The organism is Streptomyces thermolilacinus SPC6 (assembly GCF_000478605.2).
In the GTDB taxonomy this organism is placed as follows: Bacteria; Actinomycetota; Actinomycetes; order Streptomycetales; family Streptomycetaceae; genus Streptomyces; species Streptomyces thermolilacinus.
On the sequence record NZ_ASHX02000001.1, the window covers coordinates 3,717,503 to 3,733,007 of the forward strand.

Annotated in this window: 11 protein-coding genes; 3 read left to right on the top strand and 8 right to left on the bottom strand. The window is 72.5% G+C overall.

Features of this window, described 5'->3' with window-relative positions:
- Positions 1 to 168 precede the first annotated feature (168 nt).
- From J116_RS28620 to J116_RS16185, 3 genes are all read right to left on the bottom strand, one after another.
- Positions 169 to 369, bottom strand: coding sequence for a DUF397 domain-containing protein (locus J116_RS28620; protein WP_023588115.1), 201 nt, complete (start codon positions 367 to 369; stop codon positions 169 to 171).
- Positions 370 to 563: 194 nt separating this feature from the next.
- A complete protein-coding gene (locus J116_RS16180) occupies positions 564 to 1,457 on the bottom strand; it encodes a helix-turn-helix domain-containing protein (RefSeq protein WP_037946738.1) in 894 nt (297 codons plus the stop codon).
- A 367-nt stretch (positions 1,458 to 1,824) separates the two neighbouring features.
- On the bottom strand, positions 1,825 to 2,565 hold the full coding sequence (locus tag J116_RS16185) for a GOLPH3/VPS74 family protein (RefSeq protein ID WP_023588117.1): 741 nt from the start codon (positions 2,563 to 2,565) through the stop codon (positions 1,825 to 1,827).
- Between the two features lie 179 nt (positions 2,566 to 2,744).
- Here J116_RS16185 and J116_RS16190 point away from each other — a divergent pair, with 179 nt between their 5' ends.
- The 3 genes from J116_RS16190 (at position 2,745) to J116_RS16200 (ending at position 9,609) form a co-directional block, all read left to right on the top strand.
- Positions 2,745 to 5,267 (top strand): D-alanyl-D-alanine carboxypeptidase family protein, encoded by a 2,523-nt coding sequence (locus tag J116_RS16190; protein WP_023588118.1) that lies wholly within the window; start codon positions 2,745 to 2,747, stop codon positions 5,265 to 5,267.
- 69 nt (positions 5,268 to 5,336) lie between these two features.
- A complete protein-coding gene (locus J116_RS16195; protein WP_394331487.1) occupies positions 5,337 to 7,262 on the top strand; it encodes an MFS transporter in 1,926 nt (641 codons plus the stop codon).
- 166 nt (positions 7,263 to 7,428) lie between these two features.
- Complete coding sequence (locus tag J116_RS16200) at positions 7,429 to 9,609, top strand: BTAD domain-containing putative transcriptional regulator (protein WP_023588120.1); 2,181 nt, start codon at positions 7,429 to 7,431, stop codon at positions 9,607 to 9,609.
- Between the two features lie 20 nt (positions 9,610 to 9,629).
- On the opposite strand, the gene J116_RS16205 is transcribed toward J116_RS16200, so the two are convergent.
- From J116_RS16205 to J116_RS16225, 5 genes are all read right to left on the bottom strand, one after another.
- Complete coding sequence (locus J116_RS16205; protein WP_139140486.1) at positions 9,630 to 10,475, bottom strand: LysE family translocator; 846 nt, start codon at positions 10,473 to 10,475, stop codon at positions 9,630 to 9,632.
- A 20-nt stretch (positions 10,476 to 10,495) separates the two neighbouring features.
- Positions 10,496 to 11,791 carry an ATP-grasp domain-containing protein gene (locus tag J116_RS16210; protein WP_023588122.1) on the bottom strand — a complete coding sequence of 432 codons (1,296 nt, stop codon included), beginning with the start codon at positions 11,789 to 11,791 and terminating at the stop codon, positions 10,496 to 10,498.
- Positions 11,788 to 12,735: an alpha/beta hydrolase gene (locus tag J116_RS16215; RefSeq protein ID WP_028964127.1), complete on the bottom strand. Its 948-nt coding sequence runs from the start codon at positions 12,733 to 12,735 to the stop codon at positions 11,788 to 11,790. Before J116_RS16215 ends, J116_RS16210 begins: the two co-directional genes overlap by 4 nt.
- Before the next feature lie 71 nt (positions 12,736 to 12,806).
- The gene (locus J116_RS16220) at positions 12,807 to 14,174 is read right to left on the bottom strand and encodes an MDR family MFS transporter (protein WP_023588124.1); all 1,368 of its coding nucleotides are present in this window, start codon (positions 14,172 to 14,174) and stop codon (positions 12,807 to 12,809) included.
- Complete coding sequence (locus J116_RS16225) at positions 14,171 to 15,418, bottom strand: ATP-grasp domain-containing protein (RefSeq protein WP_023588125.1); 1,248 nt, start codon at positions 15,416 to 15,418, stop codon at positions 14,171 to 14,173. Before J116_RS16225 ends, J116_RS16220 begins: the two co-directional genes overlap by 4 nt.
- Positions 15,419 to 15,505: the final 87 nt, after the last annotated feature.

Consider the following 15,505-nt stretch of genomic DNA (forward strand, 5'->3'; position numbering starts at 1 on the left):
ATGTCGATGGCCCGTACGGAAAGGGCCGGAAAAGGAACCGGGAAGAGGGATCAAGGGAGAGGACGGGTCAGAGAACAGGTCAGAGAACAGGGACGAGCCCCCTCGGCCGGGACGGCGGACCAGTCGAGAGGGCTCACGCGTGGTGCGGGGAAAGGGAGGACGCCGGGCTCAGAAGGAGCCCGTGCTCACCTCGCGGACGAAAGCGTTCCACGCGCCCGGCACGAAGGTGATGGACGGGCCCGCCGGGACCTTCGAGTCGCGGACCGCGATCGACGCGACGACGGGGGACTTGACCTCGACGCAGGCGCCGTTCCCGCCCGAGTACGAGGACTTCGTCCAGGTGTCCGTGGCGCCCTGAATAATGGCCATGATGTAGCTCCGGTTCTGGCTGGTGAAGCTGGCTGGCAGTCACGCCAACCCGTCAGGCTGGCGTGATCGACGCTACCGGCCCGACCTCCGTGCCCGGCATGGCCGTTCACTCGACCGGATGGCTTCTGGTGCCCCGGCCTTCCACCGGGAGCCGGCCCCGGTGTACCGTGCCGGCTTCCCCAGCGCCGTATCGGTCAGATCCGGCCGAATCCAGGCAAGGAGGGCGGCTCGCTCTCGGCGTGATCCTTCGCGATCCGGGCGATGAACCGCCGGCTCTGCTCCACCCCCAGCGCCTGGGCGCGCAGGTGCTCGTACATCACCGTGTACCGCTGCACGTCGTTCGGCTTCTCCAGATACAGGTCGCTGGTGACGCCCTCGATGTAGACGACCGACGAGTCCGTCGCGTCGGGGAACTCCAGGATCGCGTAGTGCCCGCTGATCCCCGGGTGCGCTCCCATCTCGAACGGCAGCACCTGCACCGTGACATGCGGCAGGTGCGACTGCTCGATCAGCGCCTCCAGCTGCCCCACCATCAGCTCGCGGCTGCCGACGACCCGGCGCAGCGCGCCCTCGTCGATGACCGCCCAGAGCCGCAGCGGCTTCTCGGCGTCGTTGATGCGGTCCTGGCGGCGCGTACGGACGTTGACCCGCTTGTCGATCTCGGCGGCGGGCGCCTCCGGGAGCGCGCCCGTGATGACCGCCTGCGCGTACGACCGGGTCTGGAGCAGCCCGGGCACGATCTGCGGCTCGTACACGCGCAGCGACGCGGCGTCCGTCTCCAGGCCGATGTAGACGCTGTACGGGATGTCGCCGAACGCGTGCCACCAGCCCTGCTGGCGCGAGTCCTTCGCCATCTGCATCAGCGAGTCCACGATCCGGTGGTCGGTCACCTCGTACACCCCGCACAGATCGCGTACGTCCCGCTGGCTGATGGAACGGCGGCCGTTCTCCAGGCGGCTGATCTTCGACTGCGAGACGAGCAGGCGCTCGGCCACCTCCTCCGCCGTCATGCCCTTCTGTTCGCGCAGCCGGCGGAGCTCCATGCCCAGTCTGCGTCGCCTGACGGTGGGGTTGACATTGGACGCCACGGGAACTGCACCTCCGGCTGCCTGGCTGTCGCTGGCGTTGCTCTGCGTATCTGATGTTCAGCAGACTGCCACCAAAGGGCGTGCCGCGCTGGAGAATTGCGACACGGGTGAGGGAACGGGCGCGGGCGCGGCGGATGCGACTGCCCGGGGGAACGCCGACGCGCGGGACGGCCGGTGGCCGCCCCGCGCGCCGCGTGAGGTGCGTGCGCCCGACGCGCTGATGCCCGGGTTTCCGTGCGCGAGGTGCTCGTGCGCGATGCACCCGCAGGCGGTGTGCTCGTGCCCGGTGCGCTCGTGTCCGGTGCGCTCGTGTCGGGGTGGTGCGTGCCGGGTTTCGGCGGTGCCGCGCCGTCGCCCGGGTCTTCGCTCAGCGTGCGGCTGCGCGGGCCATGGAACCGGGCCCGGGCCGCGAGGGGGTGCGCAGCGGGACCGCGGCGGCCTGGCGGCCGACGCCTCCCGGTGCGGCGGTACGGCGGGGCTGCGCGCCCACACCGTTCTGGACGTCCATCACGGCGTGCGCCACGAGGCCGCCCATGGGGTCGTGCCGGATCAGATCCCGGAGCCGGGAGCGCGACGAGCGCCCCTCGTTCCCGGGGTACAGGTGCTTGCCGAGACCCACCGCGTGCGCGAGCGCGGCCAGTGCGGCGGTCCGCGGGTCCGGCGGCACACCGGTGCGGATCGCGCTGTCCAGCCGGGCCCTGATCTCCCGGCTGATGGCCGTGTCCGTCGCCTGGTAGCGGGTGGTCGGCAGTACCCCGCACATCTGGCTCTCCACGGCATGGACCATGCCGCATCGCTCCAGGTGCGAGAGGTACGTCTGACGCAGCCCCAGCCGGGGCCCGCCTATCCAGTGGACGGCCCGTACCGGACTGCCGCGCCTGCGCAGCAGTTCCAGTGCGGAGTCCAGCGTCGGATCTCCTGTCGGCCGTGGCATCACCACGGCGATACGATCCCCGTCAGGGGCTATCCGCCCCGCCAGAGCCAGCTCCACTAGCTGTGCTCCGGCGAGGCCGAGGTCGAGCGACTGCGGCTGCGCTGTGGTACCCGTGGCCGGGTCCAGAGCGAGCAGCAGAAGCTCCTCCGGAAGTGTTCTGCGGCTCCTGCCCATCCATGCCTCCCCGCGTGGATGAATGACAGGGTGACCCCTCTCACATTCATCTGTCGAGAGTGCCTGGGGGCTTCGTACGGGAACCGGTAGGTATGTCGTTCTCGTCTAGCACCCGGGCCAAGGGTTCACACAGGGACACTGGTACATGGTTCGGACAACGCGTTGGATGAGGAGGCACGGTGGCGGGCGAGTCCCCCGACAAGTCGGAGCAGCGTAGGTCTCCGGGGGAGACGGCTGCGGGCGGCCGAGATCCGCGGCTCGCCGCCTTCGGCGACGCGGCCCCGGCTGGGGTGGACCAGCCGACAGCGATCTTCAGGGCGCCGAAGCCTCCCACGGACACGGTGGACGGCGCGGTGGACGGCACGGACGCGGCGGAGTCCGGGTCCGTGGAGCCGAAGTCCGTGAAGCCGTCGCTCGTCGGCCAGCGCCAGGAGGCCGCGACGGTCGAACCGGCGAAGGTGCCGGACGAGGCGGCTGACATCCCGGGCTCTTCGGGTGCTTCCGGCTCCTCGGGTCTTCCGGGTGAATCCGGTGTATCCGCCGTGACGGACATTTCGGGTGATTCGGGCTCGGAGGCGGAGGTCGCCGACGAGAACGACGCGGACACGCAGTCCGAGCGGGACGACCACACCGACAGTGACAGCGACGACGCCCTGCGCGCCGACGCGGAGGCGGACGCGGACGCGGAGCCCGCGGTGGACGCGGACGGCACCGAGGGTGACGCCGAGGTCGGCGCCGCGGAAGCCGGGGAGCCCTCGGCGTCCGACGACGACTCCTCGGGCCGCTCCGTCACGAAGACCGGCCCCGCGACCGGGTCCGGGCCCGTCTCGGCCTCGGCCTCGGATGCCGACGCCGCGCCCCGTTCCGACTCCGACCCCCGCCCCGTGGATCAGCCGACGGCGGTCTTCAAGGCGTTCGGGAAGCGCACCGACGCCGCCCCCGCCCCCGCCGTCGACCAGCCCACCACCGCGCTCAAGGTGCCGCCCGCCGACGCCGCGCCCCCCGAGCCGGGCGGCGGGAAGCCCGCGCCCAGGTGGGCCACGGGCGCGGGAGCCGACCGTGACGGTGACGGCGAGCGGCCCGGCAAGTTCGTGCCGCTGCGCTCCGACGGAGTCCGTACGGCCGCGCCCGCGACGCGCACCCCGGCCGCCGACGGCACCGCCCCGGCGCCCGCCGCGCGCGGCACGGAGCCGGCCAAGGCGAGCGCGGCCACCACCACGGCCGCCGGCTCCGGGACCCGTACAGGCTCCGAGACACGTACCGCGCCCGCCAAGGGCACCGGCAAGGCGGCCGGTGTCGGCAGCGGCGCGGGCACCGCGCCCGGCGGCGACCCGGAGATCACCGCGGCCGTCGCCCCGCCGTCCCTCGCCGAGGCCGAGCGGACCAAGCAGCAGCCCCTGCCGCCGCGTCCGCCGCTGGACATGCTGGCGGAGCTGACGAACACCCCGCCGCCGCCGGAAACGCCGCTGCGCACGCTGGTCCGCCGGGTCAAGATCTGGACCCCGCTGGTGGTCCTGCTGCTGATCGTCTTTGCGACCGTACAGTTGCTCCGCCCGCTGCCGGACCCGTCGCTGACGCTGACCGCCGAGCCGACGTACACCTTCAAGGGCGGCGAGCTGAAGATGCCGTGGCCCACCGAGGGCCAGGGCGCCGTCGAGGTCGAGGGCGTCGGCGTGGTCGGCACGTACGGGCCGCAGCAGCCCGCGCCGACGGCGAGCGTCGCCAAGGCGATGACGGCGTACGTGATACTCCGCGACCACCCGATCAAGGACAAGGACGCGGGCCCGAAGCTGGTGATCGACCAGAAGACGGAGGACCAGGCGAGCAACCCCGACTGGTCCACCGCGCCCGTCAAGAAGGGCCAGGAGTACACCCAGGGCGAGCTGCTCCAGCTGCTGATGGTCCGTTCGGCCAACAACGTCGCGCACTTCCTGGCGCGCTGGGACGCGGGCTCGGAGGAGGCGTTCATCAAGAAGATGAACGCCGCCGCCAAGGACCTCGGCATGACGAACACGACGTACACGGACGCCAGCGGCTTCGACAAGGGCACCGTCTCGACGCCGAAGGACCAGCTGAAGCTGGCGAAGGCCGCGATGAGGTTCGACGCGTTCCGCCAGATCGTGGACATGCCGAACGTCGAGCTGCCGCAGATCGGCCGCCGCCTGGAGAACGGCAACACGATCCTCCTCAAGGACGGCGTCACCGGTATCAAGACCGGCACGTCCACCCCGGCGGGCGGCAACCTGCTGTGGTCCGCCAACACGGTCGTCGACGGCGAGGTGCGCCGCGTCCTCGGCGTCGTCATGAACGTCAAGTCCGGTGTGACGCTCTCCGACAAGACGAAGCTCGCCGTCGAGACGTACAGCTACGGCCTCATCAAGGCCGCGCAGGACGGCGTCGTCTCGGCGGTCGCGGTGAAGAAGGGCGATGTCGTCGGGTACGTGGACGACGGGCTCGGCGGCCGTACCCCGGTCGTCGCGACGGAGGACCTGAAGCCGGTCGGCTGGGCGGGTCTGAACGTCGAGCTGAAGCTCACCGCGGGCGAGGACGGCAAGGGCGGCCTGCCGCGCACGGCGGCCGGGGGCACGGTCGTCGGCGAGCTGGCGGCCGGCACCGGCGAGGGCAGGGTCAGCGTGCCCGTCGCGCTCCAGCACCAGCTGGAGGAGCCGGGCTTCGGCGCGAAGCTGACGCGGATCGGCTGAGCCGTACGCCGGGCAGACGTACGACGTACGGCAGGGCACGGCACGGCAAGACACGGCACACGACGCGACATGACACGGCGCCAGGGCGTCCCGGAGACCGGGGCGCCCTCGCGCGTACCGGACAGGGGGAGCCGACGAGTGACCAGCACCCGACCGCGCCATGACCCCCGCGGATCGCGCGCGTCGCGTACCGGTCCTTCCGGGCAGGCCCGGGTCGTCGTCCTGGCCACGGCCCTCGCCGCGCTCCTGCACCTCGCGTGGTTCCTGTACGTCGCGAACAGCGGCGGCGACCTGGCGGCGCAGGACGCGTGGGCGGACTTCGCCGCGCGGCACCCCGGCTCGGCGTACAACCTCGCCTGGTACGGCGGGATGCACACCATGTCGTACAGCGTCCTCTCGCCCTACGTCATGGCGCTGTTCGGCGTGCGGACGACGATGGTGGTCGCCGGGACGGTGTCGGCCGCGCTGACCGCGCTGCTCCTGGTGCGGACGCGGGCCGTCCGCAACGCGCTCGCCTGCTCGCTCGCCGCCGTGTTCGGGCTGGTGTGCAACGCCGTGTCGGGGCGGGTGACGTTCGGGCTGGGCCTGATGTTCGCGCTGGGCACGGTCGCCGTGGTCTTCTGCGGGCCATGGCGGTGGCGGTGGCGGTGGCCGTGGCGGTGGCGGTCGACGCATGGGGCTGGTGCGGTTCCTGAGGCTTCTGGGGCTGACGGGGCTTCTGGGGCTGGCGGGGTGTCCGGGCTGCGGGCGGGGCGGGTGGCGCGGGGTGTTGCCGCCGCGCTCCTGGCGGGGGCGGCGACGGCGGCGAGCCCCGTCGCGGGGCTGTTCCTGGGGGTCGTCGCGGCGGCGCTGTTCCTGCGGGGGCGGCGAACGGCGGCGTACGCCGTGGGGGTGCCGCCGGTGCTGGTCGTCGCCGCGTCGGCGCTGCTGTTCCCGTTCTCCGGTACGCAGCCGAACGCGTTCGGGACGGTGCTGCTGCCGCTGGTGTTCGGCCTGCTGTGCCTGCTGGCCGTGCCCCGGTCGTGGCGGACGGTCCGTGCGGCGGCCGCCGTGTACGCGGCCGGTGCGCTGCTGACGTGGCTGGTCGACTCGCAGGTCGGGTCGAACGTGACGCGCCTTCCGATGCTGTCCGCCGGTGTGGTGCTGCTGGCCGCCCTGCCCTACGCGGGGACGCGACGGGCCCGGTACGGGCTGCTCGCCGCGCTGGTCGTGTTCCACGGGTGGGTCGGCTTCAAGAGCGTGGACGACGTACGGCTGACCGCACCGCACACGTCATGGGCGGCCGAATCGGCGCGGCCGCTCCTCGCCGAACTGGAGCGGCGCGGCGCCGGGCGGGCCCGCGTGGAGGTCGTACCGGCGCGCAGCCACCGCGAGTCCAGCGCCCTCGCCCCGTACGTCTCCCTGGCGCGCGGCTGGAACCGCCAGGCCGACCTCGAACGCAACCCCCTCTTCTACGACGGCTCCCTGAACGCCGTGAACTACCGCGCGTGGCTGGACCGCTGGGCCGTCCGGTACGTCGTCCTGCCGACCGGCACCCCCGACACGGGCGCCCGCGAGGAGACCGCCCTGATCGAGGCCGGACTGCCGTACCTGGAACCCGTGTGGTCCGACGCGCACTGGCGGCTTTTCGCCGTCCGGGACGCGGCGCCCCTGGCCGCCCCTGCGGCGACGGTGGAGCGCGCGGCGCCGGACCGGATCACGCTGCGTGTGACCAGGCCAGGGACGGTCCTCGTCAAGGTCCCGCACTCGCCGTGGCTGTCGCTCGTGGACGAGCGCGGCGAACGCCTGCCCTCGGCGGCGGACGGCACGGGGCGCGACGCGGAGAGCGGTGCGGCGGGTGGTGCCGGTGGCACGCCGTGCCTGCGCAAGGCGGCCCGTACGGCGGACGGCGACGAGTGGACGGAACTCCACGCTCCCACCCCCGGGACCTACCATCTGGCCTCCCCGTACACCCTCTTCCCCCGCGGCACCCCGTGCCCCCCGGCCGTCCGCTGAGGGGTGTCTCGTATCCGTTGCCAGGGAAAGGCGGCACTCCTAGGATCATGCTTCCAGGAGGACCTGTACCACTTCCCGTGAATCCATCGACCGCCGACCTGCTGAGTTCTCACCGCCAGGGCACCGTGGAATGTTTGGGCCGAACCCTCGGAACGGGACATGCGTCGTGATTGATTTCTTCCAGCGCAACGGATCACTGCCGTTCGGTGAACGACTCCGATCGTTCCGGGGCCGTACGGGACTGACGCAGAACGAGTTCGCGGAGCGGACCGGCATCAGTGTCCGGGCCCTGCGCGATCTGGAGAACGGCCGGGTGGAGCAGCCGCGCGGCCGCACCCTGCGCGGCCTCGCCACCCTCCTGGCCGTGGACGTGGACGAGGTGCGGGAACTGCTCGTCGCCTGCCGGAGAACCGTTCCGTCGGGCGACGAGGGGCTGCGCGTCGACATCCTCGGCACCCTGTCCGTGCGGCACGGCGGGAACGTCCGGGAGATCAGCGCCACGAAGCTGCGGCGGTTACTCGGGCTTCTCGCCCTGCACCACCCCGACCCGGTCGGCTTCGAGGAGATCCGCCGCACGCTCTGGCCGAAGAACCCGCCCCGATCCTCCCAGAACCTCGTCCACACCTATATCAGCCAATTGCGCGGGGTCCTGCTGCCGCCCGGTTCCCGGCCCGTAGCGCCGTCCGCCTCGTGCCTGACCCGTACCCACGGTGGCTATGTCCTGGCCCTCGAACGGGACCAGGTGGACCTGACCCGCTTCCTGGACCTCGCCGCCCGCGCCCGCGAGGCCCACGACGAAGGCGACTCGGCCGCCGCGTACGAACTGGCCGGGCGGGCCTGCCGCTGCTGGCGCGGCCCGATCCTGGCCGACGAACCCCTGCTGGCGCACCACCCCGAGGCCACGGCCGCGGCCCGGAAGGGCACCGAGAACCTGCTGCTCCACGCCGACCTCGCCATGCAGTTCCGGCAGCCGGAACAGGTCGTGCACGCGCTGCGGGTCGCCGCGCGGGAGGAGCCCCTGCACGAGGGCCTCCAGGCGCGGCTCATCCTGGCGCTGGCCAGCTGCGGCCAGCAGTCCGAGGCGCTGAACGTCTTCGCGGAGGTCGTACGCCGACTGGACGCCGAACTCGGCGTCGAACCCGGCGAGGAACTGCGCCACGCCCATCTGCGGGTCCTGCACCAGCAGCTGCCCTCGCCACGAGGCGGGCGGCTCACCCGGGCCCTGCCGGACGGTCCGATGACGGCGCGCCCCCCGGCCCTGACCGCCGCCGTGCCGGTACCGAATCCGGTGCCGCCGACGTCCCGGCCCTCCCAACTGCCCGCCGAACCCATGATCTTCGTGGGGCGAGCGGCGGAGATGAGGAAGCTGGACCGGCTGCTCAGCGCGCCCGGCGAACGGGGAGGGCACGTCCCCGCCGCCCTGATCAGCGGCCTGCCCGGCGTCGGCAAGACCACCCTGGCCCTGCGCTGGGCGCACCGCCGGCAGAAAGCCTTCCCCGACGGGCAGCTCTACGTCGACCTGCGCGGCCACTCCGCCCGGCCCCCGCTGCGGCCCGAGGAGGCGCTCACCTCCTTCCTGCGCGCTCTCGGCGTGCCGCGCGCCCGCATCCCGGACTCCCTCGACGAGGCGGCCAACCTGTACCGCACCGTACTGTCGGGCCGCCGGGTGCTCGTCGTCCTCGACAACGCCGGTGACGAGGACCAGATACGTCCCCTGATCCCCGGCGAAGCCGACTGCGCGGTCCTCGTGACCAGCCGCAACACCCTTCCCGGACTGGTCGCCCGGCAGGGTGTCCGCCGCGTCGGCCTGGACCTGCTCACCCAGAACGAGTCCGTCGCGCTGCTCACCCGGCTGCTGGGCCAGCGGCGCGTCGACGCCGAGCCGCTGGCCGCCGCCGCGCTGGCCCGCTACTGCGGGGGCCTGCCGCCGGCCGTGCGCATCCTCGGGGCGCATCTCGCCGAGCTTCCCGGCCTCAGCATCGCGCAGTACTGCGTGGAGTTGCAGGACATCGAGTTCTTCCGAAGACCAGGGTGCGAGGACGACGACCTGTTCTCCTCCGTCCACGCGGCGTTCTCGCTCTCGTACGCGGCGCTGCCGGAGTCGGCCCGGCGCTTCTTCCGGCTCCTGGGCCGTACGGACGGGCGGAACGTCACCGCGTACACGATGGCCGACCTGGCGGGGACCACTCCCCGGGAGGCTCTGCGCGCGCTGCGGCGCCTGGTGGAGGCGAGCCTCCTGCACGAGCGGGCGCACGCCCTGTTCACCGTGCCCGGACCGCTGCTGCGGTACGCGGAGGCACTCGACCGGCACGACGACCCTCACCTCCCTTCCGATGCCGCTTCGTGACGGGGGACGACCGGTCCGGGTCAGCCGCCGAGCGCCAGACGCACGGCGAACACCCCGAAGACGGCCGCCGTCAGCCCGTTGGTGATCCGGATCATGCGCGCCGAGTGCATGTACCGGGCGAGCCGGTGCACCAGCCGCATCCACACGAAGAGCCATATCAGTCCCATGGCCAGGTAGCAGACGGCGAGTACGGCGACGCCGGTCGCCGGATCGACCCCGGGGGGCACGAACTGCGGCAGGAAGGCCATCAGGAACATGCCCACCTTCGGATTGGACCCCGTGCACAGCAGCCCTTGCGCGAACGCCCACCGCACCTGACGCCCGCCGCCCGTACCGGCCGCGCCAACGGGACCAGCCGGAGCATCGGCGGCAACGGGCAGGTCTTCCGGTACGCGGGGGACTTCGGCGGCAACGGGCAGGGCCCGGGCAGCGGGCGGTGCCTCGGGGGCGGTGGGCGCCTGGCCCGTGGGCGGGCCGTCCGCGCCGAGCGGCCGCCCCGCCGCCGCACCCTCCAGCACGGCCGCCCCGCCGGAGTGGGCGGCGGCCCCGGCGGGTGCGGCGGCCCCGGAGTGCGCCGCGGTCCCGGTGGGGGCGGGAGCGGCGACGGGCGTGGTCTGTGGCGGCGCCGGACGGAAGGCGGCGCGCAGGGCCAGGAACGCCCACACGAGCAACACCGCGGCGCCCACCCAGCGGAACGCGGTGAACAGGCCCGGCCGCGCGGCGAGAAGCGCCGCCAGACCCAGTGCGCCCAACGCCGCCTGCGCCGCCCCCGCCGCGATCATGCCGACCGCGGCGGCGCCCGCCGCGCGCAGCGAGGCGTTCAGCACCAGGCGGGTGATCAGGGCCAGGTCGGGACCCGGCGCCATGATCACCACCAGGGAACTCGTCAGGAAGGCGACGGTGTTGATCGCATGCCTCCGATGAGCAGACGTCCCTCCAGGTCCCGGATCGTCCTGTAGTCCCGCAGGATCTGCTCCTCGTCGGGGTGGGAGAGGATCGCGAACCCGAAGTTGAGGCTGTCGACCAGGTCCTTGGTGACCGGGACGTGGTCGCCGTCCGAGATGTTCCGCACGGAGAAGTGGTGACTGGGCAGCGCGGGGATCGCCTCCAGTACCGACGTGTTGCGCACGGTCCCGGAACGGCGTGCCATGTGGAACACGCACATCTGGTGCCTCAGCAGCTCATAGCTCTGCGGCAGTTCACCGCCCGCCAGCCAGCGCACCGTGCGGTCGATCTGGCTGTCGCCCGTGGCGTTGCGGTTGAAGCGGGGCTGCCCGCCGCCGTGGGGGCGGGCCCCCAGCTCGATCAGCACCGGCCCGTCCGCCGTGCCCATCACCTCCACATGGGCGGAGCCGAAACGCATCCCCACGGCGTCCAGGACCCCGAACACGTACTCCGCCAGGCCCGGAACCGCCGGATCGTCGGGGGGCAGCCACCGCATCGTGTCGTACACGGCCATATGGGGGCCGTTGTCGACCTTGCCGTACGCGCAGACGTCGACCAGCGAGTGCTTCCCGCCATGGCTGAACGTGTCCACCACGTACTCGGTGCCCGTGACGAACTTCTGCACGATCAACCGGTCGTCGATCTCCCCGAACTGGTTGACCCGGCCGATCTGCCGCTCGAACACCGACCGCCAGTCCGCCCCGCCCGCGATCTTGATCACGCCGTCCGTGCTGGCGCTCTTGGGCGGCTTGATGACCAGATCGGCGCCGACCAGGCCCTCCTTCTCCAGCCAGTCCGCCGCCTCCTCGACGTCAGCGGTGCAGAGCTGCGGGATCACGGGCAGACCGGCCGCCGCCACCGCCTCCGCCATACGGCTCTTGTCACGCCGCGCGTCGGCCAGCTCCGGCACATTGGCGAGGTCGGGAAGAACCAGCGGAGTGAGCCTCTCCGCCAGCTCCACCCCCGACTCGCAGCCCGCCACGACGCAGCGCGGCCCCAGCGCCCGCACCCGCCGCACCACGTCGTCCAGGTCGCCGTCGTACACGATGACCTCGGAGAAGTCCTCCGGCCGGTACGAGGAGGCGTACGCCTCCGGGGGCCGGGCACTGCTCACCACCGCCGCGAACGGCAGCCCCTCCCGGGCCAGCGCCTCCGCGAACAGCGCCCCGGACGAGTACGGATCGACGATGACGCACGGACCCCGCTCCCCGGCCGCGCCGCCGCTGCCCGCCGTCACGCCCCGGCCCCCCGACCGGCCAGGGCGGCCACCGCGTCGCAGTACCGGGCGAAGAAGTCCGCGGCCGGTTCGCTGACCCGGCGGGCGCGCACCGGGGCGTGCACCATGCCCTTCTCCTCCACGTACGTGACCGGCGTGCCGGCCTCGCGGAGCAGGGAGGTGTACTTCTCGGCGTCCACGCACAGCGAGTCCATCTCGCAGCCCACGACATACGCCGGGGGCAGGGCGTGGAACGCGCCGCCCAGCAGCGGCGACACATACGGGTTCTCCGCCTGCCCGGCGTCGGGGCAGTAGCACGCCGTGTAGAACTCCATCTCGCCGCCGGACAGCAGCGGCGCGTCCTCCCCGCCGTGCCGCCAGCGGGTGAAGTCCAGCACCGGGCTGATCACGGCCTGGCCGCGCAGCCGCGGCCCGCCCCGGTCCCGCGCCATCATCGACAGCACCACGGCCATGTTGGCCCCGGAGCTCTCCCCGCAGATCACCGCGCCCTCCGGGTCTATGCCGTCCAGGCCGAGCCCCGGCAGGTTCCCGAGAGTGCCGCACAGACCCGCGTAGCAGTCCTCCAGCGGCCCCGGGAACGGGTTCTCCGGTGCCATGCCGAAGTCCAGGGCGACCGCCACGAGCCCGGTGCGGTCGGCCAGTTCGGCGACGAGGCTGTGGTGGCTGTGGAGCGAGCCGATGACGAACCCGCCGCCCCTGATGTAGAAGAGGACGGCGTCGCCCCGCCGCTCGGCGGGCTCGTAGATCCTCACGCGGGCCGTGCGGCCCTCGTGGCTGACGGTCTCGTCCCGGTGCCGGACGCCCTCGGGCACGGGGATCGGGAGCACCTCCGTCAACGAGTCGTACAGGACGCGCTGCCGGTCCACGGGATAGGTGTAGAAGTCCGGCGGCAGGGCGCTGTTCACCGTGTCGACGAACTTCTCGATTCCCTCTGCGTACGCCATGTGCTGCTCGCTCACTTCCGGTTCACGAGGTGCCGGTCGATCCGGCACGGACGGGGCAGGTGCGGGGTGACTCAGGAGGTGGCCTTCTCGGCCTTCTCCGCAGGGCCGGGGGCCTGCTCGGCCCGGCCGGTGGTCTCGGCCGTCTCGGCCTGCCGCGGCGCCCCGCCCCCCTCGTCGGGTGCCGCGGTGGCCTCGGCGGCCCCGGAGGGGCCGGAGCGCCGGGGCTCGGCCATGCCGATGTACGTGGCGGCGACCGCCAGCACGGTCAGCACCCCGCACAGCCACCACACCGACGCCGCCGACGCCTGCCAGGCCGCGACACCGATCACGGGGCCGACCGCGTAGCCGATCTGCATGGGGAACGCGGCCGCCGCGATGTACCGGCCCCGCAGATGCTCGGGTGCGACACGGCCGGGCCACGCCGAGGCCGTCGGGGTGCCGATCATCTCGCCGACCGTCCACACGACCGTGGCCACCACGTACATGGCCATGGCAGGGCCGGCCACGTACAGGTTCATGCCGACGCCGACCAGGCCGATGCCGAGCGCCACGGCGATCCGCCCCGGCAGGTGCTGCACGTACTTGGTGAACAGCAGCTCCAGAGTGATCACCATGATGGCGTTCAGCGACAGCAGGCTGGAGTAGAACGCGACGCTGTGCCCGTCCGCCTTGAGCTGGAGCGGCAGCGCGGACGTGTGCTGGATGTACACGACGGCGTTGAGGAACAGCGCCACCAGGAACATCAGATACCGCGTGTCCCGCAGCACCGCGGCGTACGACCGGCTGCCGGTCTCCTTGTCCGCCGCCGTCATCGCGCCCGCGCGGCCACCGGACCGCACGAGGACCAGCGCGACCAGGGCGAAGCCGAACTGCGCGACCGCCTCGATGTAGAAGATGAGGTCGTACGAGTAGCTGATCAGCAGGGCGCCGAGCAGCGGGCCGGCGGTGGTGCCCAGGTTGAACGCCATGCGGTACACGGCGAACACCATCACGTGGCGCTCCTCCGGTGTCCGCTCGACGAGGAGCGCCGAGGACGCCGGGCGGTACATCTGCGCCGACAGGCCGATGACCGCGGCCACCGCGATCACGGCGGGCAGGCTGTCCAGATGGACCAGGCTCAGCGTGAGCACACTGGCGAGCGCCATGGACCCGACGATCGTCCACGCGTACCCGATGCGGTCCGACGCCGAACCGCCCATCAGCACGCCGGCCACCGAGCCGACGCCATAGGCACCGAGCGCGAACCCGGCCTCGGTGGCGCTGAACCCCTTGGCCGTCAGATACAGCACCAGATAGATCTGGAGGAAGTTGCCCAGCCGGTTGATCAGCATGCCGACCAGGACGAGCCAGATCTGCGCGGGGATGCTCCGGAGGGTCTGGACGATCGACGGCCGTTCGTTCTCTGGGCTCTTCGGGGAAGCCTGCCCGGTGGTGCTCATGGAGTGGGCACCTCCGCCGGGCGGCCCGAGAGCTCGACGATCTCCGTCGCGCGCAGCAGGGCGGTGCGGGCCCGCTCGACCGAGTCGGCCACGGCGATGACCCGTGCGTACCGGGAGATGTAGCCGCGCGGCGGCAGGCGCAGCACGGCGCCCGGGTCGGCCATCACGCTCGCGCTGTGGATCTCCGGCGTGAACCGGTCCTCGTGCACGGTGACCGACTCGACCTCGCTGTCCCGCTCCGGATACAGGAACGTTATGGCCGCGGCCTTGTGGTGGAGCTGCTGCGTGTCCGGCCGGCGCCCCGCCGCCGCGTCGGCGGCCGCCATCGCCACGTCCACACCGGTCGCCAGGGTGCCCAGGTACGGGATCATGTCGCCGCCCAGCCGGGCGTTGACCTCCATCAGGCAGGGACCGCTCGGCGTGAGACGGAACTCCGTGTGGCTGACGCCCGTGTGGAAGCCCAGCGCGGCGTGGCTCCTGCGCAGCGCGTCCAGCAGGCCGGGGTCGGACAGCAGCGGGTCGGCGCCGTCCACCTCGTGGCCGACCTCCTCGAAGAACGGAGCCAGCCCGACCTGCTTGCGCGCGACGACCAGCGGCACGCATTCGCCCTCGAAGAAGACGGCGTCGACACTGATCTCCGGGCCGTCGACGTACTGCTCCACGAGCACCGGCACGTCGAAGACCGGCACCCCCGGATACGAGGCGGCCGACGCGGCGGCGTAGGCGCCCTCCACCTCGTCGGGCCCGTCGGCCCTGCGCACGCCCATGCCGCCGGCCAGTCCACGCGGCTTGATCACCACGGGGAAGCCCAGCTTCTCGGCCGCCTCCCGCGCCTCCGCCAGCGAACTCACACCGATCGAGGAGGGCTGAGCCACCCCCGCCTGCTCCAGCGCGGCCCGCGTGGCGTTCTTGTCCCGGCACGCGGCGATCGCCTCGGGGGTGTTCCCCGGCAGGCCGAGCGCCTGCGACACATGGGCGGCCGGGGCGACCAGCCCCTCGTCGTAGCAGAAGACGCCCGCCACCTCGTGCTCGGCGGCCACCCGGCGGGCGGCCTCGACCAGCGGCTCGGGATCGACGTTGCTGACGGCCGTGCTGCCGACGACGTACGGCTCCTCCCAGGTCACCGGCGCCGGCTGGAGCAGCCACAGTGCGTACTTACTGCTCACCGCCTGAAGGATGAACTCCCTGCTGCGCCGGGCGCTGCTGCCGATCAGCAGCAGAAGCGGCTTCCCGCCGTCCGTCATGTCGTGCTCCCTCGGGTGTGGTCGTCGTGCCGTCGACATGTGCTGGAGATCCGCCGGTGTCCCCGGCACACACATCGGTCGTCTCTT